The organism is Shinella curvata, assembly GCF_022899935.1.
Classification (GTDB): Bacteria; Pseudomonadota; Alphaproteobacteria; order Rhizobiales; family Rhizobiaceae; genus Shinella; species Shinella curvata.
The window spans coordinates 190,973-214,978 of the sequence record NZ_JALJCJ010000004.1; the positions used below are offsets into that span (position 1 = coordinate 190,973).

The window sequence follows — 24,006 nt, forward strand, 5'->3', positions numbered from 1 at the left end:
TTTCGGACGGCACCTCTCTCCGGTGCATGATGATACAGGATTTCTCCAAAGCCGCCGGGACCACCATTCTCATGTCAGCGGAAGGCGTCTGCGCACGATGCTCGCGTGAAAGCTTGCGCCATACAGCAGTCCGTCATCGTTGAAGTCATAGGTCGGATTGTGCAACGGCGCGGATTGGGCGCCGTTGCCGAGGAAGACGAAGCAGCCGGGCACGAAATCAAGGAAGCGAGCGAAATCCTCCGAACCGGTCATCGGCTCCCGGCGCAACGCGATGTTTTCAGGCTCGAAGACCTCCGCGGCGGCGGCGAAGGCTTCGTCGGTGAGTGCCGGATCGTTCAGCAAGGGCACGAATTCCCGCGTATAGGAAACCTCGGCCGAGATGTTGTAGGAAAGCGCCGTCCCCTCGGCGATCACGCGCATCTGCCTTTCGATCGCAGCACTCACTTCCGGGCGGAAGCTGCGGGCATCGCCGAGGATGCGTGCCAGCCCCGGCAGTGCGTTGCGCGTGCCGTCGGTCAGGAATTCCGTCACGGAGACGACGCTGATATCGGTCGGGTTCAGCCGGCGCGAGACGATCGTCTGGAGGTTCGTGACGAGCGCGCAGGCGGCCACCAGCACCTCGTTTCCGCCGTGCGGCCGGGCTGCATGGCCGCCGACACCGCGCAGCACGATCTCGAAATTGTCCTCCGCAGACATGATGGCGCCGGGACGGGTTTCGAAATGCCCGACGGGAAGGCCCGGCATATTGTGCATCCCGTAGATCTCGTCGAAAGGGAAACGCTGCATGATGCCGTCCTCGATCATCGCCAGCGCGCCCCTGCCCCACTCCTCGGCGGGCTGGAAGACGAAGCGCACCGTGCCGTCGAAGCCGCCCTCTTCCGTAAGCATCCGGGCGGCGCCGAGCAGCATCGCCGTGTGGCCGTCGTGACCGCAGGCATGCATGAGACCAGGATTCCTTGAGATGTAAGGCACAGCGCCCTGCTCGGGAATACGGAGCGCATCCATATCGGCACGCAGCGCAATCGAGCGATTGCCGCTGCCGCGCTTGAGGGTGCCCACGACGCCTGTTCCGCCGACGCCTTCGACAACCGCGTCGAGTCCGAATTCCCGCAGCTTCGCCGCAACGAAGGCCGCGGTCAGTTTCTCCTCGAAGCCGAACTCCGGATGGGCATGAAGATGACGGCGCCACGTGCGCATATCCGAAACCAGTTGTTCGATACCCATCGCTATTCCCCCTGCGTCAGCTTGCGGGTTACATCCAGCAGGACGTTGGCACCGACCACGAGTTCGTCGTCGCCGGTGAATTCCTTCGGGTTGTGGCTGATGCCGCCCTTGCTCGGTACGAAAATCATCGCCGCCGGCGCAATGCGCGCGATCATCTGCGCATCATGGCCCGCACCCGACGTCATGCGCCGGCAGGAGAGCGCCCGCGCCCGGGCCGCCGTCTCGATTTCCGCGACGATGCCGGCATCGAACATGACGGGCTCGAAGCGAGCCAGCCGTTCGACCGAGATGGTCACGTCCTCTTCGGACGAAAGCGTATCGAGAAAATCGGCAAGAGCCGCCTCCTCCTGCTGGAGCCGCGCCTCGTCCGGATCGCGCAGATCGACGGTGAATGTCGCCCGCGAGGGAATGACGTTGATGGCATTGGGCTCGAAGGCCATGCAGCCGACCGTCGCCACCGTCGGCGTGTTGGACGCCTTGGCACGCTCGCGCAGGAAGGTAACGACGCGGGCAGCGGCGTAGCCGGCATCGCGACGCATGGAGATCGGCGTCGTGCCGGCATGGTTGGCATCGCCTTCGATCGTCACCTTCTGCCAGGAGATGCCCTGCAGGTTTTCCACCGCCCCGAGTGCGACGCCCTCGCGTTCCAGCACCGGCCCCTGTTCGATGTGCAGTTCGAGATAGGCATGCGGTTTCAGGAAGCCCGGCTCGCGATCTCCCGCATAACCGATACGGTGCAGCTCGTCGCCGAGCACTGAGCCATCGGTTCCGATCGTCGCCAGCGCTGCGTCGAGATCCAGTCCACCCGAATAGATGAGCGAGCCCAGCATGTCGGGCGCGTAGCGCACGCCCTCCTCGTTGGTGAAGGCGGCGACGACGATGGGCCGCCCGGGCATGTAACCTGACGCTTTCAGCGTCTCGATCACCTCCAGCCCCGCAAGCACGCCGTAACACCCGTCATAGATGCCCGCATTGATGACCGTATCGATATGCGAGCCGAGCATCAGCGGCGGACGGTCCGCGATGCCCTCCGTGGCCCAGATGCCGAAGATGTTGCCGATGCGATCGACTGCCACATCGAGCCCCGCTGCTTCAAGCCAGGAAACGAACCGGTCGCGACCGCCCCGTTCTGTATCCGATGCGGCAAGGCGCGTCAGCCGGCCATCGGCATCGCGGCCGATATCGCCGAGTTCACGGAGGCGGCCAAGCAGCCGGGCCGCATCGATGGAAGACAGCGTCATGCGGCACCTCGCGACAGGACTTCGGTCGGCGAAACGCCGACCAGTTCCCGATAGCGCCCGGCATCGGTGGCCCCTTCGGTGCTGATAACGAGGATGCGCGATTGCGGGCCCATGGAAAGGGCGGCTTTCATTTCCGAACTGGCGGCAGCCCTCAGGAACCCGGCGAGGCCGACGCCGCCGCTCTCGCCGGACACGATCGCCGGATCGCCCGCGGCCGGATCGGCGAGGCGGCGCATCACCGAAACCGCGTCCTCCTCGTCGACGGTCATGAACGCGTCGGCGGCGCGCGAGAGGATGCGCCAGGCGATGCGCGACGGCTCGTAGCATTCGAGCATCGCCATGATGGTCGGCTCGCCATGTGGTACCACCACAGGATGGCCCGCACGCGCCGTCTCGAACAGGCAGGCTGCGCGCGCCGGATCGACGACGATGAAGAGCGGGCGCCGTTCGCCGAACGCGATCGCCAGATGTCCGGCAACCGCGGCTGCGATGCCACCCACGCCGGCCTGGACGAAGACATGGCTGGGCGGTTCCGGGATTTGCCGCAGCGCCTCGCGAATGAGGGCCGTGTAGCCCTGCATCACCAGACCGGGAATACGTTCGTAGCCTGGCCAGGAGGTATCTGAGACGATTGTCCAGCCGCGTTCTTCTGAAATACGCGTAGCCTCCTTGACGGAGTCGTCATAGCTGCCATCGACGCGGATCATCTCTGCGCCGAAGCGGGCAATCGCCGCCACGCGCTCGTCGCTGACACCGGCATGCACGAAGATCGCGGAGCGTGCACCGACGAGCTGGGCGCCCTGCGCGACCGACCGGCCGTGGTTGCCGTCGGTCGCGCAGGCGAAGGTCATGCCTTGTGCAATCTGCCGCACGGCGGGAGAATGCAGCCTCTCCATTTCGACAACCTGCCCGAGCCGCGCCGTCGCTTCTTCCAGCACGAGCCGGATGACGGCATAGGCGCCCCCCAGCGCCTTGAAACTGCCGAGTCCAAGCCGCTGTCCCTCGTCCTTCACATGGATGGCGGCCACGCCGGTTGCCGCGGCGAGACCCGGCAGGGAGACGAGCGGCGTCTCGGCATTGTTGTCGCGGTAGCGGAGATGGCGCTCCACGCCCTCGGACGCTTCGAGGCCGAGCGTATCGGCATCGATGAGGTCCAGGGGGCTGCGATGATCGGGGTGCGTGTTGAGAAGAAACATGGGGCCCTCTTTGCTGTCCCGCAGAAACATATTGCAGAACAGGCGAAAACGGCGCTGATATTTGGTGGTGTTTTTGCAAGTTTGTTTCGCGGAGCTGCCCTTGTCGCCCCTTTTTATGCCCCAGCTCGATGCCTTCGACCGCAAAATCCTCGACATCCTGCAACGGGACAACACGACGCCGCAAAGAACGATCGGCGAGGCCGTCAATCTCTCCGCACCGGCAGTCCAGCGGCGTATCAAGCGCATGACGGAAGAGGGCGTGATCCGTGCCAATGTCGCAATTGTGGATCCCGCGGCCGTCGGTCAGGCGATCACCATCTTCGTCGAAGTGGAAGTCATCAGCGAGACTGCGGAACAGATAGAACAGGCGAAGCGGGAATTTGCCGCCGCGCCACAGATTCAGCAGTGCTACTACGTCACCGGCGAAGCCGATTTCGTGCTTGTCATCGTCGTGCCGTCCATGGCCGAATACGAGGCTCTCACCCGCCGACTGTTCTTTGGCAACAACAACGTCAAGCGCTTCCGCACGTTCGTGGCCATGGACCGCATCAAGGTCGGGCTTGGCGTTCCGACCTGAACCGGCCGGCGAACCAGCCTCTTCTGCTGCCACGCAGCAGCGGCTGCTCGATGAGGTGATACCCCGCGATCCCCAGAGCGGTGCCGGCGCAAACGCACAGGACAAAGGCGATGGCGGGCGAAAGGCCAAGCAGGATGGCGGCCTTGGCTGCGACGGAAATCGCAAACGTGTGCCAGAGATAGATGGAGTAGGATGCATCGCCGAGCATGACGGGAAGTGGGAGGCCTGCGATACCGCCGTGTTTTTCAAGCGCGACCGTTCCATAGACCAGCATGCAGGCGAGCGGTCCGCATGTCCATTCGTCGAAGAGCAACCGGAGGATGCCGATCGTCGCGAAGCCGGCGAGTCCAAGGCCGATGAGCGCGAGAGCCAAAGGGCGACTTGGAACATGGCCATTGAGCCATAAACGGGCGATCAGCATGCCCGCGATGAATTCCAGGATGATCGGGCGCGTATACATGAGGAAGAGCGGGGCATCGCTTTTCACAAGGAGGCCGAGCGTCACCAGCAGACCAAAGACCGCCGCAATGACCGCCAACCGAAGGTGCGACGGCAGCGCAAGGCACGCGGCGAAGGCGAGATAGAAGAACATTTCGTAATTCAGCGTCCAGCCCTGCACGAGCACGGGCCAGAGTTCACCGCTGCTCGGCGAACGAACCGGCAGGAAGAACAGCGAGGCAGTCACGTGTTCGCCGGTCAGCACGAGGTTGGGAAAGAGGCCGGCGAGTGCGCCTGCCACCATGACACTCGTCGCCAGCCAGTAGACCGGCACGATACGGCGGACACGATCCAGGAGAAAACGGCCGGGTGCGATGGCACGCCGTTCCGCGATGACCCACATGATGAAACCGCTGATAACGAAGAAGATGTCGACGCCGGCCGCGCCGATGGCGAAGGCGTGTCCGGTGCGCTCCGCCGCATGGAAGATGACCACGGCCAACGCGGCAAGAGCGCGCAGATACTGGATGCCGTACAGTGTGCCCGGCTTGCCTTGCGCCGTCATGCGAAGGCGGCCCGTCGCGGGAGTGTGTCTGCGAAACGGCTCCTTCGGCCATCGGCGAGCTTGCCGGCGGCGAAGTAGAGCAGGAACGACCCGACATGGTAGGGATTGAGGATATCGATCTCCACGAAGGTGCGCACCGCGAGCAGGGCCGCGACAGTGAAGAGCACCAGCGCCTCCTCGTCCCGCGCTGCCGAGAGCAGTCGGCCGAGATGTCCGCCAAGGGTAACGATGAGCACCGTTGTCAGAAGCAGGCAGCCGATGAGGCCTGTTTCGACGGTGGCGGCGATGAAGGTGTTGTGGAAATGGAAACCGCCGCGCGTCGAGATGAAGAAATCCGCCCAGAGCTTTTCCGCCAGGGCAAAGCCCTGCACCCAGAAGGCCTGGTAGCCGATACCGACAAGGGGCGCTTCGCCTGCCGTCTCGACCCCTTGCTGCCAGAGATAGGTGCGACCGGTCAGCGTCGCATCCTTGCCGAAAGCGCCGAGCACCATTTCATAGCCGCCGCCATAGGCACCGGCGATGACGATGAGCACGGTCAGCACGCAAAGCGCCACGAACAGCATCTTGCGATGGCGGGGTACGAGCCTCTCGAGCGCCCGCAACGCCAGGCACAGACCGGCGATGGCGACTGTCGTCAGCACCGACGTTGCCGATTGCGAAGCCTTGAGGCAATAGAGCGCGACCAGCACGCCGCCGACGGCGGCAAGTTTCCAGAGGCCGCGCTCGACGCCCAGAAAGAGCGCGGCAAACGCGAAGAGCACCGCAAGCGACGCGTAGAAGCCGAGCTGGTTCTTGGACGCGAAGGCCCCGACGAAACTGTAGGTGCCGTCGAGTGGATCCAGATGATAGACGCCGAAAGCCATCGAGTAGAGCAGGACCAGTCCCGTGCCGATCAGTCCGCCGCGCACCAGTGTGCGGGTATCGACGACGCGCATGGCGATCAGTGCGCACACGACATGCGAGAGATATTGCACCCCGGCGCGCGCCGTTACGCCCGGGGCCTGCGACCAGAAGACCGAAAGGCAGGCAAACAGCGCAAAAGCGAATATCCAGGCATAGCGCGTATAATTGCCGAGTACGCGCCGGTAGTCGATGACGACAAGCGGCAGCCACAGGGCGTAGTAGGCGAGTATCGAAGCCTGACCGAAGCGGAAGGAATAGGCGAAGACGAAGAAGGACAACGCAATGGCGAACGTGGCATAGGCCTCGTTATCGTCGGGGCTGATCAGGCGCGTCTTGGCGATCCGCATCAAGGCCTCACTGCGTTTTCAGATCGAGTTCCACCTTCACGACATCTCCTGGCAGGACCGGGGTCGTTTCGGTGGCGCGGATCTGCTCGGCTTTGCCCTTGACGGTGCGCAGGATCGAGTAGCCGATATTGTCGGCGCGCATCCCGCCCTTCAGCACAGCGGCATCGGCCGATTGCATCAGCGCCTCGGACATCAGATCGCGGCTCGTGCCGAGTTTCAGCGTCAGCGTATCCAGTTCCTGCTCTGTATTCTGCAGATCCTGAGCAAGCTGGGCGTCCCAGTCGTTCTGCAGGTTGGTCTCATCCTGCGCGGCCTTGTTGATATCCTGCTTCGCCTTCAGCGAGGATGTGTCGATGTCGAGCAGTGCTGCCTGCAGATCGGCCGTGCGCTGTTCCAGCGCCAGACGCCGGGAGCTGATGGCGAGGCCTTTTTCGGCAAGCGAATCCACCTTGGAAAGGTCGCCCTGCACGAGTTCCAGTTGCCGCGTCTGCGTTTCGGATTTCTTGCCGAGGGATTCGACCTCGTTGTTGAGCAGCGATTTCAGATCGGCGAGTGCGGTCAATTGCAACCGTAGCCGCTTTTCACGCGAGACCATCAGAGCCTTTTCGCTTTCAAGGATCGCGCGCGCCTCGTCCGAGCTGCCCAGCTCCTTGGGCATGACGATATCCCCTGTCCCGCTCATCTCGGCGGAGATGCGGGCACGGCGGATCAGGAGGCGGTTGCGCTCGGCGAGCTGCACGGCGGCCTCGCCTTCCGAACGCAGGAAGTCCCGGGCGAAACGCTGGCCCGGCTCGCCACGCTTGAGGCCACCGCTGAGGCTGACGGCTTTCAGCACCGTGAGGCCCGGCGCATAGGGGTAGGCGCCCGGCGTCTGTACCTCGCCGGAGAGATAGACCGGCCGGTATTCGGCGATTTCCACGGAGGCAGAAGGAAGGTCCTTGAGGCCGAAGAGGATCTGCATTTTCTCGCCGATATCCTGCGCAAGTTCGGCAGAGGTGCGCCCATCGGCCGGTAACTGCCCGATGAACGGCAAGGAGAGAGCCCCGTCGGCACCGATACTGTAATCGCCACTGACGGCGCTCCAGTCGCGAACAACGCCCTCCGCGGTCTGCCATTCGGCGACGCGGATACGCAGTTTGTCCATCACACCCAGCCGATATTCCTCCGCAAGGACAGCGGACGGTGGTGCGGCAAGCACGAAGGCCAGGCAGAGCCCGCCGAGCAATTTCATGGGAGAAGTGGTCGCGGCAAGGGCCGCGGTCGAATTGGCCTTCATGAAAACCCCTGTCTTGGAGCGTTTGCGCACGTCCGGAATGGTCGGACGTGCTCAGGTACCCCGCATCCCATGAGGAGGCGGGAGCGCTTCGATCAGTAACTGCCGCGGGAAAGGCAGACCGCCGGGATGGTGCGCGCCACGATCACCAGGTCGCGGGTCAGCGACCAATTGCGCACATAGTGGGTGTCGAAGGCGACGCGTGAAGCATAGGACACGTCGTTGCGCCCGCTGACCTGCCACAGTCCGGTGAGGCCTGGCCGGGTCTGAAGATAGTAGACGGCGGAGGCCTCGTAGAGCTCGAGTTCGTCTTCCACCACGGGGCGCGGGCCAACAAGGCTCATCTCCCCTCTGACGATGTTGATGAGCTGGGGTAGTTCGTCCAGGCTGAGTTTGCGCAGTACAGTCCCCACCACTGTCACCCGTGGATCGTGCTGCAGCTTGCGCGTGGTACGCCATTCCTCATAGGCGGTCGGGTTTCCCTCCAGATAGGCATGGAGAAGGGCATCCCCGTTTTCCGCCATGGTGCGGAATTTCAGGCACCGAAAACTGGATCCGTTGTAGCCGATGCGGCGGTGGCCGTAAAACACCTTGCCGCCATCGGACATTTTCACAAGCGCCATGATCAGCATGAAAATCGGGCTGAGCACGATAAGGGCGGCCAATGCCACCAGAATGTCAAAACTCCGTTTCGATATCCCCCCTACAGGCGGAGCGCCTGATATTGACGAACTGAAAAACGGCGAACTGGCCGATCGGGTCGCGGACTTCATAGAGATGGCTCCATTGGATTTGCGATTTGGTCGGGTCCCTCGGACGCGTTCGTACATCCAAGGCAGAGTGTATGGTCACAGTTTGTTTTTTGAAGCGTGATCGGTGGATAAAGAATCCAGCGCCCGAATTTAAGAATATCTTGATGTCCTAATTTTATGGGATTTTCCGGCACGGAAAATATATTCTAGGTCGCAGCAGAATAAGTTGTTGGTGTTTTATCAATTAAGTCGCTGAGACGTTATTTACATCACATCTTTTTATGTGGTCGCGATCCCTAAATTTACCGAAATTTACATAAGGATGCCCTCCCTAAAAATGCTTTTCCGGAGGATATACATTGGGTTTTGTGAAAATTTTGCATCGCAATATTATTTTGCATCGCAAAATTTTCCGTTAGGCATTCCTCAAATTGTAACAAAAGGTGATCGCGGCAGAGCCAAGCCGCAACCCACCGGATGCAGTCGGAAACCGCCTTTTCCCGTCATCGGCGTAGTGATCATCCCGCCTTTGTCCAACCGTGTCGGAATCTGGGCAGCAATGGGGCAAATGATTCCCTCGCGCGGAGCCCCCGACTTAACGGAAGCACAACACAATTGGGCGAAAAGCAGGAACCCAGGCCGCTCCCGACTGGTTAATACCAGTGATTGCACGGAGGACGGCGGCATCCTATAGTGTCCGTGAGCCTCGAGGAGAAGGCAGATTTATCGATGAAACGTGCGCCGGAAACAAAATGGCGGGACAGCCCGGCCTATGGGCCTCGCTTCCTCCTGAGCATGTTTGTCGCATTGGCGGCTTTCGCGATCATCACCTTCATCTCCACCGGTTCTCTCGCAACGACTGCAATCCAGACCATCGTCTGCGCTGTCCTCATCCAGATCGGCTATTTCCTCGCTCTGCTGCTCATCACGTGGCGCACCGCAAAGGCGCGCAAGGTTGAGCAGGACGGTGGAATGCGGGGTAAAACCGGGCTGGATGGTTCCAAGCCGACGGTATCCGTTTCGATGAACGAACCCGGCCACTCGCAGTCCTGATCCCGCCGCCTTCCAGGCGGAGCCGTTTTTGTGCCCCTTTCGCCTTTCATGTTGCATTGCAGCGCGGGTTGCTCCGCGCCTGTTTCAACGCGTGAAGGAGGATTGCCGTGACCGGGGATGAAAAGGTCTGCGTCATCATTGCCGCGAAGAATGCGCAAGACACGATCGGGCGGGCCGTGCGCTCGGCGCTTGCAGAACCAGAAGTGGTTGAGGTGGTGGTCGTCGACGACGGTTCGGACGACAAGACCATGGCGACGGCAGCGGCGGCTGATGACGGCACCAGGCGGCTCGATGTCATCCGTTTCAAGGCCAACCGCGGACCTTCGGCCGCCCGCAACCACGCGATCGCCGTTTCACGCGCACCGCTGATCGCCATTCTCGACGCGGACGATTTCTTTTTTCCGGGCCGCTTTCGCCGCATGCTCGCCGTCAAGGGCTGGGATTTCATCGCCGATAACATCGCCTTCATGGAGAAGCCCGACCCGCTTTACCCGCCGGCGGATTTCTCGCCGCGCGCCCGGCCACTCGATCTGAAGGATTTCGTCCTCGGCAACATTTCGCGCCGGGGTGCGCCGCGTGGAGAACTCGGCTTCCTCAAGCCTGTCATGCGTCGGGCGTTTCTCGATGCCCATGCCCTGCGCTACCGCGAAGACATGCGGCTTGGCGAGGACTACGAACTCTATGCGCGCGCGCTGATCGCCGGCGCACGTTACACCGTCATTGAAAGCTGCGGCTATGGTGCGGTGGTGCGCGCCAATTCGCTGAGTGGCCAGCACCGGACGAAAGATCTCGAAACCCTGTTCATCGCGGAGCGCCAGCTTCTTTCGGCCGGTAACATTCCGCCCCAAGCCGAAAGCGCTATGCGCCATCACTGCCGACAGATCGGCCGGCGGCATGCGCTGCGGCATTTCCTGGACCGTAAACGGGATGGCGGCGCGGGTGCGGCCCTCGCCTATGCGCTCAAGAACCCGTCGGCCATACCGGCCATCTGCGGTGGCGTTTTCCGCGACAAGCTGGATGCTGCCCATCGGCGTGTCCGGCCAGAGAAACCCGCCGCGCAGGGCGGGCTGCGTTATCTCCTCAAGACCGATTGAGGGTTTTCGGCAACCGAGCGCATTGGCAATCAGTGGAAGAGCGGTGATGCCTTAGAGATAGTCGCGCCGTACCTGTTCCAGCACCGCATACAGCCGCTCTTTCCGCTCGAGAAGGCGTGCATCGGTGCTGAGCTGCGGTTCCGCCCGGCTTGCCTGCCACAGGGCCAGCGTCGACGGCGCGGCAAGCATCTGCTTGGCCGCCAGGCGCAGCCCCGATCGTGGCGCGGCCTGAGCGACCGCGACGTCTCCCGCCCCCGCAAATGTCGCGCCCTCATAATCGACGCCCCAGAACCGGGCGCCTTTGATGATCGCCTCCGCGCGGGTGGAGATGGGAATGCGGCGCGATCGATGCTCGACGCCGAGCGTTAGCGCCCAATCCTGCCATTTGAAGCTGTTGATGTTCACCGAGGTGCTGACCGCCACCCACGGCACCCGGAACGCATCGGCGAGGATTGCGCCATGCATGGATTCCGCGATGATCAACTCGGACTGCGCGATCTCGCCGATCACAGCCTTCGCCTCCCCGCGTGGGTCAATGTAGTGCATGCCTGCTGTCGCGCAGACGACCGGCCAGAGCCCCGCCACGGCCGACTCCCAATGGGGAACGAACGCACAAGGATAACGCTTCGGCTGATCGGCAAATTCCGGCATGTCGGCGACCAGCACCGCCGGGTCGACGATTCCGAGGCTCTCGGCCACGCCGATCTTCTCGGCCGTCATCGGTCCGCGCACGCAGCGGATGTCCCAGAGACCCTTGTCGCCCACATCCGGCGGGCTTCCATAGCCGAAGCCGCTGCCGAGCACGAGTTTGCGCCCCTCCGCGGGCAGAAGGGTATTGTTCAGCACCGTGCCGACACCGACGAGAAGCACATCCGGATGCACGTCCCGGAATCCCGGCAGCAGGAAATCCCAGAGCCAGAGATTGAGGTCGTCACCGAAATTGCCGTGTTGGGATTCCCAATAATAGGGCTTCATGTCCTCTCCTCGGAAACGTTGGATCAGCGGGAAAGCTTGCCGACGGCGAGCTCGAAGACGCTGGTGAAGAGCCTGGGATCACGCACTGCCCATCGTGCGAGCATGTCAAATTGCGGCAGCTTTCGGCGGCGCACACGCCGCGCCTGGCTCCACAGCGCCTGGCGCCGTGCCGTCTGCTTGTAGGAACGCAGCGACGCGATTTCGACGGGATGTTCGGCGAAGCGCTGCTCCAACCGGTCCAGCGCGACCCAGGTGTTGAATTGCTGCCGCAGGAACTGCGGTGAATCATTGTCGACACCGTGGAAGATATTGAGCCCTTCGCCGCGCACTGCACCGGCGTTCGCGCTCAGCACGACGCGCCGGGCCGCAAGCACGCAGTCGCAGAAAAACAGCACATCTTCCGCCGCCAGCCGCAGTGCCGCATCGAAGCGCACATGATCGATAAGCGGACGGCCGATGACCATGGCGGAAAGGTGCAGAAAGCTCCAGTTCTTCAGCATGACCTGCGTCAAGCCGGGGATTTCGATCAGCTGCGGATCGTCTGAAAGCCGCACGACAGGTTCGGTCTTTTCCAGGTCGGCGACGCCGAAATGATAGTAAAAGGCGTCGCTGCCGGTGATCGAGGCGAAGTAGCAGTTCGCGTCAAATTGCGACATCGCGCGCACGGCATCGCCAAGATGGTCGGGTGTCCAGGTGTCGTCGGAATCAAGGAAGGCGACAAGCTCCGTTTGTCCGGACACATGGTCGAGCCCGGTGTTGCGCGCACCACCCGGGCCGGCATTTTCCTGCCGCACGATGCGAAGGCGCGCGCGCTCTTCTTCGGAAAAACCGATGACATCGCCATCGGCAGGATAGGGCGATTCGTCATCCACGACGATGATATCGAAGCCTTTGAAATTCTGGGCGAAAACGGACGAAAGTGCACGCCTGAGAATGCCCGGCTCCTTCTGGTAGTAGGGAATGATAACTGTCAGCTTCGCCATTTTTTCGTCCCTGTGTTTTCTCTAGAAAGACGTTCGTCTGGTCTCCTCCCACCGGGGCGCGACCGTTTCCGGCGCAGGCTTGTCGCCGTCGTCAAAGCTCCATCTTGCGATACAGGATACCGCCATGTCCCAGTCCGTGAATGCAAAGTCGGTGACCCGAAACGTCGGCTGGAGTGTTCTATCCAAGACAGGCACATTCGGGCTTAAATTTGTCACCGTGCCAATTCTGGCTCGTCTGCTGACGCCGGAGGAGTTTGGTGGCGTGGCAGTCGCGCTGGCGGTCGTCCAGTTCCTGGCGATGATCGGCGGGGCGGGTCTCGCCTCTGCGCTGATCCTGGAGCCGAGGGAGGACGAGGAAACGATTCATTCGGTTTTCTGGGCCAATCTCGCCCTGGCCTGCCTAATGGCGGCGGGGTTGTACTTCTGGGCCGAACCGCTTGCCGGCTGGTTCGGTGCGGCGGATGCGGCCTATCTTCTCCGGCTCCTGTGCCTGCTCATTCCGCTTCAGCTTGCCGGCGACGTTGCCTATGCGCTCGTCGCGCGGCGCATGCAGTTCAGCCGGGATGCGCTATGGAGCATGATCTCCGAATCGGTCGCGGCGATTGCCGCGGTCATCCTTGCACTCGGCGGTTTCGGCGTTTGGGCACTCGTCGCGCAGCTTTTCGTTGCTGGTATCATTCGCCTCGCTGGCCTGTTCTTCGTGTCGCGCTACCTGCCGCGCCTCCGGTTCCGAACGGATAGCGTCGTCCGTCTGGCGCGTTTCAGCCTCGGCCTCATGGGCTCGGAGGTTGCCAACTTCGTCACCTTCCAGTCGCCCATGGTGGTGATCTCGCGTTTTCTCGGTCTTGCCGACGCCGGCGCCTACTCCGCCGCCAACCGCTTTTCCAGTATCCCGAATCAGGTGGTGCTGTCGGGCGTGATGGGCGTATTGTTTCCCGCCTTCAGCGCCATGGTGCACGATCGGCAGCGGCGTTCTCAGGCGCTGATGCTGAGCACGCAGGTCACGGCCCTGCTGCTCGCGCCCATGATGTTCGGCCTCTGGGCGCTCGCCGAGCCGGCGATGCTGGTGCTGTTCGGGCCGCAATGGGCCGCCGCCTGGCCGGTGCTCGGGCTGCTTGCCCTCTCCAAGGGGCTGCTGACACCATGCAGCACGTTTATCCCCTATCTCAAGGGCTCCGGCCATGGCGGCGCGCTGTTCTGGTGGGCCGTCGGTCGTGCCGTGGCAACGACCGCCGCCGTGGCCTACGGCGCCCACAACGGCACGCTCGTCGAGGCCATGGTTGCGCTGTGCCTTGTCAACGCGGTCGTTCTCGTCGGCTACTCCTGGGTCGTCTTTCGCGCGGACCAGACCCCCTTCCTCTCCGGCTTCTATCGCTCGATCCGCCCAATGCTGACCGCCGCGCTGATGGCGCTTATGGTTCGCTATGCGCTCGATCACTATCTTGCCGGGCGTTTCCATCCCGTGTTGCAGGTTGGACTCGGCATCGCGCTCGGCGGCCTGATCTATGCTGCCCTTACGCTTCTCACCGAGCGCCCGCTCCTGAAAAAGCTGGCCGACCTTGTCCGTCGCCCCAAGCCGGTGATCCTTGCCGACCTGCCTTGAGCCTGCCCCAATTGGACCGGCGACGGCCGCAAAGATCTTGATCTTCGACAAAAAGCATACGGAGCCACAAAAAAGTTCAGAGACGTCTGCACTCAGAGATTGCGAATAAATCAGTATATTCGCATGGTCTTTTAAGTGCTGAAGGACAGGCGCTGTAACTTGCTTGCCGGCCCACAAGAACAGCGCCTGTTCGCGCCTGTCGCCATACAGTGCATGCTGCGATGCAACCTGCCTTGCTCATAAAATTGCTGCGTCGCCATATTTTTTGCCGCCCCGTCACCCACACTTCTCTTCGTAGGCTCCAGTCTGCTCTTGTTTGAACGCCGTCCGGGGGGATCGGCTCACCAGAGGGGTGACGGACATCGTGACTATCGACGCGACCGTTTCAGCGCGCATCAACCTGATGCGCATCGTGCTGATTTCAGGGATCATCTTCGTGCATGTTCCCTATGATCCGGCGACAAGCCCTTACGCGGGCACATATGGCGGGCTTGACTGGCTGCGCGTTTTCCTCGCCGACAGCCTGTTTCGCATCGGCGTGCCGTGCCTCAGCGCCATCTCCGGCTATTTGCTCTTCCATCGCGGCCTTGAGGGGTTCGACTATGGCCGGACCATGCGCAGCAAGGCTTCGACCATCCTGCTGCCCGTCCTTCTCTGGAACACGGCCTTTCTCGTCCTCGTCTATGCTGCGCAGACACGGGGCATCGGTTTCGGTTATCTGCCGGATGTGGTGAACGCCGGCCCGCGCGATCTGCTGAATCTAGGCCTTGCCATCGAAACCTGGCCCATCAACATCCCGCTCTATTTCCTGCGCGATCTGCTGCTCTGCCTGCTGCTGTCGCCGCTTATCGCCTTGGCCGTCATGCGCTATCCGCGCACCGTGCTCATCCTGATGCTGGCTTATGCGGTGCTGCCGCTGCCAAACGGCATCTTCCTGAAGAAATCCATCCTGTTCGGCTTCAGCTTCGGCGTTGCCGCTGCACTGCATCGCGTCGATATTACGCGGTTGGACCGTTTCGCCGTGCCCGTCGTGCTCGTCGCTCTCGCGATGGCGCTGCTGCTCTCCTTCGCCCTCTATGCCTTCGGTCCGGAATTTCCTGTTTGGCTCGACATGTTGCGTGCTCTTGCGGCAATTGGCGGTATTTTTGCTGCCTGGGCGCTCTCGGCGCTGCTCATCCGCACGGATATGGGCCAAGCGTTGTCGCGGCTCGGCGGCCTGAGTTTCTGGGTTTTTTGCGGGCACTATCCGCTGCTCATCCTGTTCTGGATGGTCTGGAACCGGCTCGGCATTGACAGCTATCCGCTGTTCTACGCGGCAAGCCCGGCGCTGGCGCTTGCCATCCTTATTTCGACCCATGCAGCAGCACGGCGCTTCACGCCGACCCTCGCCGCCATCCTCACCGGCCGCCGTGCAGGCAGCCAGAAACGGCCCGTGGCCAGCCATCCGCGGATGGAGCCCAATGGCTCCATCGCCCACCGGAGGTGACAATGACCTATCCCCTGAGAGAAACACTCTGCGTCGCTACGATCCTGCTTTCCGCCGGCCCGCTGGCCGCCCAGGAAGGCGCGAGCGGCACCTCCTTCGTTGACGAGTTCGATACGCTCGATACCGCCCGCTGGTACGTTTCCGACGGCTGGAACAATGGAGGACACCAGAACTGCACCTGGTCGAAGGATCAGGTCGCGGTCGATGGCGGCAAACTCACGCTCTCGTTCGATGCCAAGCCTCAAGGCGAACGACAGTTCTCCTGCGGCGAGGTGCAAACCCGCAAGCGCTACGGCTACGGCATTTACGAAGTGCGGATGAAGGCGGCGACCGGCCCCGGCCTTAACTCGGCTTTCTTCAGCTACATCGGCCCCGCGGACAAGAAGCCGCATGACGAGATCGACTTCGAGGTTCTCGGCAAGGATACGAGCCGCGTGCAGGTCAACCAGTATGTCGCCGGCAAGGGCGGCAACGAAAAACTGGTGCCCGTAGAGGGTGGCGCCGATAGCGATTTCAACGACTATGCCTTCGCCTGGCAAAAGGATCGCCTGCGCTACTACGTCAACGGCGTGCTCGTACATGACGTGACGGACCCCGCGAAGCTGCCGTCCAATGCCCAGAAAATCTTCCTCTCGCTCTGGGGCACCGACACATTGTCGGACTGGATGGGTCGTTTCGCTTTTGCCGGCAAGGCGACGCTCGACGTCGAGCGCATTGCCTTCACGGCAGAAGGCGATCCCTGCCAGTTCGACGGTTCCGTCGCCTGCCTGGTGAACTGACGGATGAAGCCGATGCCCAGGGTTCTTTATCTCGTTCACGACCTCTCCGATCCCGCCGTCCGCAGGCGGGTGCTCATGCTTGCCGCGGGCGGCGCTGCCGTGACGCTCGCCGGCTTCCGGCGCGGCGAAAACCATCTCGCGGACATCGAGGGCATTACCCCGTTCGAACTCGGTGCCACTGCGGATGCCCGTTTCGTCCAGCGTCTCGTTGCCGTGGCGGGCGCGGCCGTGAAACTCCCGCGGCTGCTGGCCGGTATTCCACGGCCCGATGTCATCGTTGCACGCAATCTCGAAATGCTGGCGCTCGCCGGTGGTGCCTCCACGCATTTCGGCGATGTGCCCGTTGCCTATGAATGCCTCGATGTGCATCGCTTGTTGTTGGGTGATGGTGTGACCGGCAAGGCGCTCAGGGCGGCGGAGCGCCATTTCAGCCGCAAGACCGACCTTCTCGTCACAAGCTCACCAGCCTTCGTCGAGCACTATTTCAAGCCGTTGTCCGGCCTCCGAACACCCGTTCATCTGCTCGAGAACCGGGTGTTGGAACTCGATGGCCACGAAACGGCCATCCCGGCCCACAGCAGAGTGCCGGGCACACCTTGGCGCATCGGCTGGTTCGGGGCGATCCGCTGCCGCAAGTCCTTCGATCTGCTCGCTGCCTTCACCCGGCGCATGGAGGGCCGCTTCGAGGTTGTGCTGCGCGGCCGGCCGGTGCGCAGCGAGTTTGACGGCTTCGATGCTCTCGTTGCCCGTGAGCCTTTCCTTCGGTTCGAAGGTCCTTACCGCAATCCGGAAGACCTCGCCGCTATCTATGCCGAGGTCGATTTCACCTGGGCTATAGACTTCTTCGAGGAGGGACGGAATTCGCTCTGGCTTCTGCCGAACCGGCTCTACGAGGGCTGCCGCCATGGTGCTCTGCCGATCGTTCTCGACGGGACGGAGACGGCGCGGCTTGCCACGCAGCACGGCGTGGGTCTCACGCTTGCCGATGCACGGCTGGACGCCCTGATCGGCCGCTTCGCGGATTTCGATGAAGCCGCCTACCAGGCGCTTCACGCCAATCTCGTCCGGCGCGGCACACGGCCATGGGTTCTCGACCGCGCCGATTGCGCTGCTTTCGTCCAGCGTCTCGCCGCCCTTCGCCGTCCGGTGGAGCAGGGTGCGATGCCGCAGCCCATTCCCTCTCTCGTCGCCAACAAGGTGGATTGCCATGACCGTTGATGCTGTCGCAGCCGTGCGCTGCCTGATCGTGATTCCGTGCCTCAACGAGGCGCCCTATCTCGAATCGCTGGTGAGCCAGCTCGAGCCGACCCTTGCCGAGCTCAATGCGACGCTCGTCCTGGTCGATGGCGGCAGCACGGATGGCACGCGCGATATCGCCCGCAGCCTCGCCGCACGCCTGCCGATGATGCACGTGCTCGACAATCCCAGACGCGTTCAGAGCGCGGGAATCAATCTCGCCATCGAAGCCTTTGGCGTCGAGCACGATTACATGATCCGCATCGACGCGCACGGCACCTATCCCCAGGACTACTGCCGCGTGCTGGTTGAGGAAGCATTGGAAACGGGGGCCGATTCCGTGGTCGTCGCCATGCAGACCGTTGGTTTCGGCCTCTTCCAGAAAGCGACCGCCGTCGCGCAGAATTCCGTGCTCGGCAACGGCGGCGCCAAACATCGCGTCGGCGCACAGAGCCATTGGGCCGACCACGGTCATCATGCATTGATGCGCATCTCGGCGTTCCGGGCCGTCGGTGGGTATGACGAAAATTTCACGGCCAACGAAGATGCCGAGTGCGACTACCGCCTCAATCAAGCAGGGTATCGCATCTGGATGACCGCGCGCACCAGCATGATCTATCATCCGCGCGCCAGCGCCCTCCCGCTCTTTAGGCAGTATTTCGGCTATGGCCGCGGCAGGGCACGCAACTTCCTGAAACACCGCGCGCGACCGAGTCTACGCCAGATGCTGCCCTTGATGGTGGCGCCGGTCGCCGTTGGTGCGTTCCTCGCGGCGTTGACGTGGGTTGCAGCCGTGCCCTTCCTGCTATGGGCGGCGGCTTGCCTCGGCTATGGCGCCTGGATGGCGCTCGGTCAGCGCAATCCTTATGGCCCGCTCGCCGCCGTGTCGGCGATGATCATGCACTTCGCGTGGTCGGCCGGCTTCTGGCGTGAAATGCTCGATATCCGGCAGCGCAGGGTGCCGGCATGAGGGCGCCGCTTCGTATCGACATTGCCGTCTGCACCTTCCGCCGTGAGGTGTTGACGGAAACGCTTGCATCCCTGGCCACCCTGAAGATCCCGCCGGGTATCAGCCTTCGCGTTATCGTCGCCGACAACGATGTCGAGCCGAGCGCCTATCAACGTGTCGAGGCCGTCGTCGCCTGGTTGCCGATGGAGTTGGCCTATATCCACTGCCCGGCTGGCAATATTTCGATTGCCCGCAATGCCTGCCTCGATAGCAGCGATGCGGATTTCCTCGCCTTCGTAGACGATGACGAGACGGTCGAACCGCAATGGCTGGCCCGTCTGCTCTATGCTGCGGAGCTGAACGGGGCGGATGTCGTACTGGGACCGGTGCGCGCCCTCTACGGGCCCGGTGCTCCGGATTGGATGCGGCGCGGCGATTTTCATGCGACCCGCCCGGTCTGGGTAAAGGGCGAAATCCGCACGGGTTATACCTGCAACGTCCTGATGCGCCTCACGGCGCCGGCGATCGCGGGTCGCCGTTTCGATCGTTCACTCGGCCGCAGCGGCGGCGAGGATTCCGCCTTTTTCAGCGGTGTCTACGATGCGGGTGGCCGCATCGTCTTTGCCGCCGATGCGTGGGTGGAGGAGCCCGTCCCCGCCGCGCGCGCCCGGTTCACCTGGCTCGCCCAGAGGCGGTTGCGCATGGGCCAGACGCATGGGCGCTTGCTTGCCGAGCGGCGTGATGGTCTGGCACGCACCAAGGCCGCGGCCCTGGCCGGTGCAAAATGCGCCATCTGCCTGACAGGTGCTGCCGCCTTCGCGCTTTTCCCCATTCGCCGCAACCGGTTCCTGCTGCGCGGCCTGCTGCATGCGGGCGCCATCGGCGGTCTGTTCGGTGCGCGTGCCATCGAACCCTATGGCAAGCTGGAGACGGCCCAATGACCGGCCCCGATGTCAGCATCGTCATCGCCGCCTACAACGCGGCCGATACGATCCAGCGCGCCATCAGAAGCGCCCTCGCACAACAGGGCGTAACGGTCGAGGTGATCGTCACCGATGATGGATCGACGGACACGACGCGATCCACCGTCACCGCTCTTGGCGATCCGGCCGTCCGCCTGCTCGCCCTGGACCGCAATCGCGGCCCTGGCGGCGCGCGCAATGCCGGTTTTGCCGCCGCGCGTGGGCGCTGGATCGCCGTTCTCGACGCGGACGATACGATGCAGCCCGGGCGGCTTTGCCGTATGGTCTCGGCGGCCGAGCGTGAAGACGCCGCACTTGCTGTCGATAATCTTTTCGTCCTGCATCTCGACGGCCGGATCGAAACCATGTTCCCGGACGACCTGCTGGCTCGAACACCGCAGATCACGCTTCCCGATTTCATCGATTCCAACCGGATTTTCCGCAGCACGCACAATTTCGGCTATATGAAGCCGATCTTCCGGCGTGCTTTCCTCGAGGACAACGACCTCGCCTATGACGAGGCGCTGCGGATCGGCGAGGACTATCTGCTGTTCGCCTCCGCCCTTGCCGCGGGTGGCCGGTGCGTGGTCTCACCGGCGGCCGGTTATGTCTATCATATACGCGAAGGCTCGATTTCGCGGTTGCTGCACCGGCATCACGTCGAGGCGATGCTTGCCGGCGACCAGCGGTTTCTCGCCCGCTTCCCGCTGACGACAGGCGCCGCCGGCTCTGCCCAACGCCGCCGCACGCGCAACCTTCAGGAAACGCGGGCCTTCCTCACGCTCGTCCAGCATCTTCAGAACCGTTCGTTCGGGCCTGCCATCAAAGTGGCGCTCGGCGATCCCCTCGCACTCCGGCATCTTTCAATGCCGGTAGCCGCCCGGTGGCGTCGTTTCATCGCGCCATCCCTTCGCAAGACGGCCGCGTGCAATGCCGCCTCGTCCCCAACGACAGCGCAGGACCGCGCGCTCAGAAACAAAGGATAATGCCATGCAGCGAACCAGAACTGTCCGCAAGGCCATCATTCCCGTCGCCGGCAACGGAACGCGCTTCCTGCCGGCCACCAAGGCCATGCCCAAGGAAATGCTGACCATCGTCGATCGACCCGTCGTGCAATATGCCCTCGACGAGGCGCGCGAGGCCGGAATCGAGCATGTCGTCTTCGTGACCAGCCGCAACAAGCAGGTCATCGAGGATCATTTCGACGACACGCCGGAGCTGATTTCTTCGCTCGAAAAATCCGGCAAGGGCGACAAGGTCCGCGAACTGGGCGAACTTCTGCCGCAGGCCGGCTCGGTGAGTTTTACGCGCCAGCAGGCGCCGCTCGGCCTTGGTCACGCGGTTTGGTGCGCCCGGGACGTTATCGGTGACGAGCCCTTTGCGCTGCTGCTACCGGACATGATCTCGTTTGGCCCGCGCGGTTGCCTTGCCGGGCTGATGGATCTCTATGGCGAGGTGGGCGGCAATGTTGTCGGTGTCGAGCAATGCGCGCCGGAAGAGGTTTCGCAATACGGCATCGTCGGCAAGGGTGCTGCCGTGCGCCACGGTTTTGCCGTGACCCATATGGTGGAGAAACCGCGGGTCGATGACGCCCCGTCCAATCTTTTCCTCAACGGCCGCTACATCCTCCAGCCGGAAATCTTTGGTCATCTCGCCCGCCAGCAGCGTGGCGCGGGCAACGAGATCCAGCTGACGGACAGCATGTTGAAGCTCTCGGGAACCCAGCCCTTCCACGCCCATGTCTATGAGGGGCGGACCTATGACTGCGGTTCCAAACACGGCTTCATCGAGGCCAATGTCGCCTTCGCACTGGCCCGACCGGACATCGGCGGCGCGGTCTACCAGTCCCTGCGTGAGATGATGTCGTCGCACGAGGGCCGGATTCGCGCGGCATAAGAGCAAGGCCCTGGATGGGAGGACCCGGGGCCGTCTCCGGGAGGACAGAGTTTCCATCGCGCCCGAAAGGCAGAACGGAGCCCCATGCATCAAAGCACCGTACCGCACAGCAGCATCCTGAGACGGGAACCGGATCCATCCGATTCCTTCATCGACCTCAACCGCCTGCTGACGATCCTCGTTCGTCGGGCGCGGCTGATCGGCCTCACCGTCGCGCTCGCGCTCGCGTTGGGCGTGGCCTACCTCGTGTTTGCAACGCCGGTCTATACGTCGATGACGCAGATCCTGCTCGACGAGGATCTGTCGCGCTACGCGGAGGAAAGCGAGCCGGCGCCGCAGAGCAGCCAGCAGGTCGACATGCGCATTGCCAGCGCCGCCGAGATTCTGAAATCCGGCCGTCTTGCCTTGCGCGTCGTCGATGATCTGAAACTTGCCGATAACGAAACCATCTCCAATCCGCCGCAATCGCCCGTCGCGATCGTCAAGGGATGGATCAAGTCCCTGACGTCCTTCGGTGATGCCGGACCACAGGCCTCTAAGGAGGCCCTTGCCAGCGGGCGCCGCGAGAAAGCGGCCGCGGTGTTGCAACAGGCATTGACGGTGGAGCGTGTGTCGCGCAGCGCCGTGCTCGCCGTCTCCTTCCGCTCGACCGATCCGCAGCTCGCCGCCGCGATTACCAAACGTTATGCGGAAGCCTTCTTCGAGGACCAGTTGAGCGCCAACTTCACGGCCACGGAACAGGCATCCGCCTGGCTTCAGGAACGACTGACGGATATTCAGGCACGCGCGCAGGAGGCGTCCCTCGAGGTGGAGCAGTATCGCGCGGAAAACGGCCTCACCACTGCCCGCGGTGAGCTGATGTCGGAACAGCAGCTTTCCGACCTCAACAGTCAGCTCATCCTGGCACAGGCCGATGCCGCGAGCGCGTCCGCCCGCTACGCCCAGTTCAAGGCGATCGTCGAGCAGGGGCCGGACAAGGCGATCGACAACGCGACCGTTCCCGCGCAGGGAGCCGACGCCTCCGCGCTTCAGGAACTGCGCGGCCGCTACAATTCCGTCCTCAAACGCGCCGAGGACATCACGAAGACTTTTGGTGCCGATCATCCGCAGGCGACTGCCTTGCGCGCGGAGAAGGAGGATATCGCCGGACAGATCTACCGCGAGCTTCAGCAATTGACGGCAAGCTACCGCAACGAATACGACGTCGCCCGTTCGCGCGAGGTTTCGCTCCGGGAGAATATCCAGAAGGTTGCCGGCAACAATGCCGATGCGAACCGCTCCTCGGTGCGTCTGCGCGAACTGGAGCAGAAGGCGACGGCGCTGAAGGCGCTTTCGGAAAGTTACCTTGGCCGTTTTGAGCAGGCTTCGCAGAAGCAGTCCTTCCCGATCGCAAAGGCGCGGGTAATTTCGGATGCCGGCGTGCCGGTTTCGCCGTCGAGCCCCAGCAAGACCATGGTGCTGGGCCTCTCGCTGGTGCTGGGCATGATGGCCGGTGGCACGCTGACGTTGGTGCAGGAAATGCGCGAGCGCGCCTTCCGCCTCGAGAACGATGTTCGCACCATCCTGGGTCTGAAGCCGCTCGGTTATCTGCCGCTCGTCGGTGGCAGGCAGACGAAGCGCAAGCCCGCGATGATCGGCGCCATGCCCGTCAAGGCAGAGCCACCATCCGCGGCGGAGGATGACGATGTCATTCCGCTCGAGCGCATGACGCGCGTGGTGCTGGACGCGCCCCGCTCTGCCTTCGCCGAGACCCTGCGAAACGCCAAGCTCACGGCCGAAACCATGCTGCACGGCCGCCAGAGCCGCGTGATCGGCGTCACCTCGGGGCTGCCGGGTGAAGGCAAGTCCACGGTTGCGACCAATTTTGCGGCCCTTCTTGCCGTCAGCGGCAAACGCACGCTGCTGATCGATGCGGACGTCCGCCGGCCGGGTCTCAGCGCCATGATGAAGCCGACCCCGCAAACCGGGCTCGTCGAGGTGCTGCGCGGCGAGGTTCCCTGGACGCAGGCGGTCAAGACCGATCGCCGCTCCCAGCTCGCCATCCTTCCGATTGCGCTACACCCGGGCGAGGCTCGGCGGAATGAAGCGAACGAGCTGATGTCCTCCGCAGCGATGGCGCACCTCATCGACGAGGCGCGGCAGAATTTCGATTATGTCGTGGTCGATCTGACGCCGCTTGGTCCCGTGGTCGATGCTAAGGCTTTCGAGCCGCTGGCCGACGGTTTCCTGTTCGTCGTCGAATGGGGCAAGACATCCGCGAACTTCGTGCGCGACCTCCTTGCCGCCGAACACCGCATCGAGGGGAAGACACTCGGCGTGATCCTCAACAAGACCGACATGACCGCATTGGCCCGCTATAGTGATGCCGGGGGCGCGGAGCAGTACCGGGATCTTTACGAGCAGTATTATACCGACAGTATGAAAGGCATGACCGGTTAGGCCCGGCCTATCGATTTGATGAGAAATGTGGTGCA

The 24,006-nt window shown here is 62.9% G+C and carries 21 protein-coding genes; 12 read left to right on the top strand and 9 right to left on the bottom strand.

Going from position 1 to position 24,006, the window contains the following annotated elements; genetic code table 11:
- Positions 1–69: 69 nt before the first annotated feature.
- From MUU55_RS15895 to MUU55_RS15905, 3 genes are read right to left on the bottom strand one after another with little or no spacing between them, the layout of a single operon-like run.
- Positions 70–1,224 (bottom strand): M20 aminoacylase family protein, encoded by a 1,155-nt coding sequence (locus MUU55_RS15895; protein ID WP_244761730.1) that lies wholly within the window; start codon positions 1,222–1,224, stop codon positions 70–72.
- Between the two features lie 2 nt (positions 1,225–1,226).
- Positions 1,227–2,465 (bottom strand): Zn-dependent hydrolase, encoded by a 1,239-nt coding sequence (locus MUU55_RS15900; protein ID WP_244761731.1) that lies wholly within the window; start codon positions 2,463–2,465, stop codon positions 1,227–1,229.
- Positions 2,462–3,661, bottom strand: coding sequence for a diaminopropionate ammonia-lyase (locus MUU55_RS15905; protein ID WP_244761732.1), 1,200 nt, complete (start codon positions 3,659–3,661; stop codon positions 2,462–2,464). The genes MUU55_RS15900 and MUU55_RS15905 overlap by 4 nt, the downstream gene beginning before the upstream one ends.
- Before the next feature lie 115 nt (positions 3,662–3,776).
- On the opposite strand from MUU55_RS15905, the gene MUU55_RS15910 reads away from it, so the two are divergent.
- Positions 3,777–4,238, top strand: coding sequence for an Lrp/AsnC family transcriptional regulator (locus MUU55_RS15910; protein ID WP_244762156.1), 462 nt, complete (start codon positions 3,777–3,779; stop codon positions 4,236–4,238).
- Here MUU55_RS15910 and MUU55_RS15915 read toward each other — a convergent pair.
- The 4 genes from MUU55_RS15915 to MUU55_RS15930 all read right to left on the bottom strand — a co-directional run bounded on the left by MUU55_RS15915 (position 4,210) and on the right by MUU55_RS15930 (position 8,537).
- Complete coding sequence (locus MUU55_RS15915) at positions 4,210–5,241, bottom strand: acyltransferase family protein (protein WP_244761733.1); 1,032 nt, start codon at positions 5,239–5,241, stop codon at positions 4,210–4,212. The two genes, MUU55_RS15910 and MUU55_RS15915, sit on opposite strands and share 29 nt — an antisense overlap.
- A complete protein-coding gene (locus tag MUU55_RS15920) occupies positions 5,238–6,491 on the bottom strand; it encodes an O-antigen ligase family protein (protein WP_244761734.1) in 1,254 nt (417 codons plus the stop codon). The genes MUU55_RS15915 and MUU55_RS15920 overlap by 4 nt, the downstream gene beginning before the upstream one ends.
- A gap of 7 nt (positions 6,492–6,498) precedes the next feature.
- Positions 6,499–7,722 carry a polysaccharide biosynthesis/export family protein gene (locus MUU55_RS15925; RefSeq protein WP_244762157.1) on the bottom strand — a complete coding sequence of 408 codons (1,224 nt, stop codon included), beginning with the start codon at positions 7,720–7,722 and terminating at the stop codon, positions 6,499–6,501.
- Between the two features lie 137 nt (positions 7,723–7,859).
- On the bottom strand, positions 7,860–8,537 hold the full coding sequence (locus MUU55_RS15930; protein ID WP_244761735.1) for a sugar transferase: 678 nt from the start codon (positions 8,535–8,537) through the stop codon (positions 7,860–7,862).
- Between the two features lie 708 nt (positions 8,538–9,245).
- On the opposite strand from MUU55_RS15930, the gene MUU55_RS15935 reads away from it, so the two are divergent.
- Both MUU55_RS15935 and MUU55_RS15940 read left to right on the top strand, forming a co-directional pair.
- A complete protein-coding gene (locus MUU55_RS15935) occupies positions 9,246–9,569 on the top strand; it encodes an exopolysaccharide production repressor protein (protein ID WP_244761736.1) in 324 nt (107 codons plus the stop codon).
- Positions 9,570–9,670: 101 nt separating this feature from the next.
- Positions 9,671–10,663, top strand: a complete 993-nt coding sequence (locus MUU55_RS15940) for a glycosyltransferase family 2 protein (RefSeq protein ID WP_425314193.1) — start codon at positions 9,671–9,673, stop codon at positions 10,661–10,663.
- A gap of 51 nt (positions 10,664–10,714) precedes the next feature.
- Here MUU55_RS15940 and MUU55_RS15945 read toward each other — a convergent pair whose 3' ends face one another.
- A complete protein-coding gene (locus MUU55_RS15945; RefSeq protein WP_244761738.1) occupies positions 10,715–11,638 on the bottom strand; it encodes a polysaccharide pyruvyl transferase family protein in 924 nt (307 codons plus the stop codon).
- 23 nt (positions 11,639–11,661) lie between these two features.
- Entirely contained in the window at positions 11,662–12,621 is a 960-nt protein-coding gene (locus MUU55_RS15950) for a glycosyltransferase family 2 protein (RefSeq protein ID WP_244761739.1), read from the bottom strand.
- A gap of 124 nt (positions 12,622–12,745) precedes the next feature.
- Here MUU55_RS15950 and MUU55_RS15955 point away from each other — a divergent pair, with 124 nt between their 5' ends.
- The 9 genes from MUU55_RS15955 to MUU55_RS15995 all read left to right on the top strand — a co-directional run bounded on the left by MUU55_RS15955 (position 12,746) and on the right by MUU55_RS15995 (position 23,971).
- Positions 12,746–14,224: a lipopolysaccharide biosynthesis protein gene (locus MUU55_RS15955; RefSeq protein WP_244761740.1), complete on the top strand. Its 1,479-nt coding sequence runs from the start codon at positions 12,746–12,748 to the stop codon at positions 14,222–14,224.
- 364 nt (positions 14,225–14,588) lie between these two features.
- Positions 14,589–15,710 (top strand): acyltransferase family protein, encoded by a 1,122-nt coding sequence (locus MUU55_RS15960; RefSeq protein ID WP_342346059.1) that lies wholly within the window; start codon positions 14,589–14,591, stop codon positions 15,708–15,710.
- Positions 15,711–15,712: 2 nt separating this feature from the next.
- Positions 15,713–16,489, top strand: a complete 777-nt coding sequence (exoK, locus tag MUU55_RS15965; protein WP_244761741.1) for an endo-1,3-1,4-beta-glycanase ExoK — start codon at positions 15,713–15,715, stop codon at positions 16,487–16,489.
- 12 nt (positions 16,490–16,501) lie between these two features.
- Complete coding sequence (locus MUU55_RS15970; RefSeq protein ID WP_244761742.1) at positions 16,502–17,707, top strand: glycosyltransferase family protein; 1,206 nt, start codon at positions 16,502–16,504, stop codon at positions 17,705–17,707.
- Positions 17,697–18,695, top strand: a complete 999-nt coding sequence (locus MUU55_RS15975) for a glycosyltransferase family 2 protein (protein ID WP_244761743.1) — start codon at positions 17,697–17,699, stop codon at positions 18,693–18,695. The genes MUU55_RS15970 and MUU55_RS15975 overlap by 11 nt, the downstream gene beginning before the upstream one ends.
- A complete protein-coding gene (locus MUU55_RS15980; RefSeq protein WP_244761744.1) occupies positions 18,692–19,615 on the top strand; it encodes a glycosyltransferase family 2 protein in 924 nt (307 codons plus the stop codon). Before MUU55_RS15975 ends, MUU55_RS15980 begins: the two co-directional genes overlap by 4 nt.
- Positions 19,612–20,622 carry a glycosyltransferase family 2 protein gene (locus tag MUU55_RS15985; RefSeq protein ID WP_280518985.1) on the top strand — a complete coding sequence of 337 codons (1,011 nt, stop codon included), beginning with the start codon at positions 19,612–19,614 and terminating at the stop codon, positions 20,620–20,622. Before MUU55_RS15980 ends, MUU55_RS15985 begins: the two co-directional genes overlap by 4 nt.
- A 4-nt stretch (positions 20,623–20,626) precedes the next feature.
- Positions 20,627–21,532, top strand: a complete 906-nt coding sequence (locus MUU55_RS15990) for a UTP--glucose-1-phosphate uridylyltransferase (protein WP_244761745.1) — start codon at positions 20,627–20,629, stop codon at positions 21,530–21,532.
- An 84-nt stretch (positions 21,533–21,616) separates the two neighbouring features.
- Positions 21,617–23,971, top strand: coding sequence for a polysaccharide biosynthesis tyrosine autokinase (locus MUU55_RS15995; protein ID WP_244761746.1), 2,355 nt, complete (start codon positions 21,617–21,619; stop codon positions 23,969–23,971).
- Positions 23,972–24,006: the final 35 nt, after the last annotated feature.

Excerpts from the sequence above, each read along its gene's own strand:
- MUU55_RS15905 (WP_244761732.1), bottom strand. The coding sequence starts at position 3,661 with ATGTTTCTTCTCAACACGCACCCCGATCATCGCAGCCCCCTGGACCTC.
- MUU55_RS15900 (WP_244761731.1), bottom strand. The coding sequence starts at position 2,465 with ATGACGCTGTCTTCCATCGATGCGGCCCGGCTGCTTGGCCGCCTCCGT.
- MUU55_RS15935 (WP_244761736.1), top strand. The coding sequence starts at position 9,246 with ATGAAACGTGCGCCGGAAACAAAATGGCGGGACAGCCCGGCCTATGGG.
- MUU55_RS15910 (WP_244762156.1), top strand. The coding sequence starts at position 3,777 with ATGCCCCAGCTCGATGCCTTCGACCGCAAAATCCTCGACATCCTGCAA.
- MUU55_RS15955 (WP_244761740.1), top strand. The coding sequence starts at position 12,746 with ATGTCCCAGTCCGTGAATGCAAAGTCGGTGACCCGAAACGTCGGCTGG.
- MUU55_RS15980 (WP_244761744.1), top strand. The coding sequence starts at position 18,692 with ATGAGGGCGCCGCTTCGTATCGACATTGCCGTCTGCACCTTCCGCCGT.
- MUU55_RS15950 (WP_244761739.1), bottom strand. The coding sequence starts at position 12,621 with ATGGCGAAGCTGACAGTTATCATTCCCTACTACCAGAAGGAGCCGGGC.
- MUU55_RS15990 (WP_244761745.1), top strand. The coding sequence starts at position 20,627 with ATGCAGCGAACCAGAACTGTCCGCAAGGCCATCATTCCCGTCGCCGGC.
- MUU55_RS15915 (WP_244761733.1), bottom strand. The coding sequence starts at position 5,241 with ATGACGGCGCAAGGCAAGCCGGGCACACTGTACGGCATCCAGTATCTG.
- MUU55_RS15925 (WP_244762157.1), bottom strand. The coding sequence starts at position 7,722 with ATGAAATTGCTCGGCGGGCTCTGCCTGGCCTTCGTGCTTGCCGCACCA.
- MUU55_RS15985 (WP_280518985.1), top strand. The coding sequence starts at position 19,612 with ATGACCGGCCCCGATGTCAGCATCGTCATCGCCGCCTACAACGCGGCC.
- MUU55_RS15945 (WP_244761738.1), bottom strand. The coding sequence starts at position 11,638 with ATGAAGCCCTATTATTGGGAATCCCAACACGGCAATTTCGGTGACGAC.
- MUU55_RS15970 (WP_244761742.1), top strand. The coding sequence starts at position 16,502 with ATGCCCAGGGTTCTTTATCTCGTTCACGACCTCTCCGATCCCGCCGTC.
- MUU55_RS15920 (WP_244761734.1), bottom strand. The coding sequence starts at position 6,491 with ATGCGGATCGCCAAGACGCGCCTGATCAGCCCCGACGATAACGAGGCC.
- exoK (WP_244761741.1), top strand. The coding sequence starts at position 15,713 with ATGACCTATCCCCTGAGAGAAACACTCTGCGTCGCTACGATCCTGCTT.
- MUU55_RS15930 (WP_244761735.1), bottom strand. The coding sequence starts at position 8,537 with ATGAAGTCCGCGACCCGATCGGCCAGTTCGCCGTTTTTCAGTTCGTCA.
- MUU55_RS15975 (WP_244761743.1), top strand. The coding sequence starts at position 17,697 with ATGACCGTTGATGCTGTCGCAGCCGTGCGCTGCCTGATCGTGATTCCG.
- MUU55_RS15895 (WP_244761730.1), bottom strand. The coding sequence starts at position 1,224 with ATGGGTATCGAACAACTGGTTTCGGATATGCGCACGTGGCGCCGTCAT.
- MUU55_RS15995 (WP_244761746.1), top strand. The coding sequence starts at position 21,617 with ATGCATCAAAGCACCGTACCGCACAGCAGCATCCTGAGACGGGAACCG.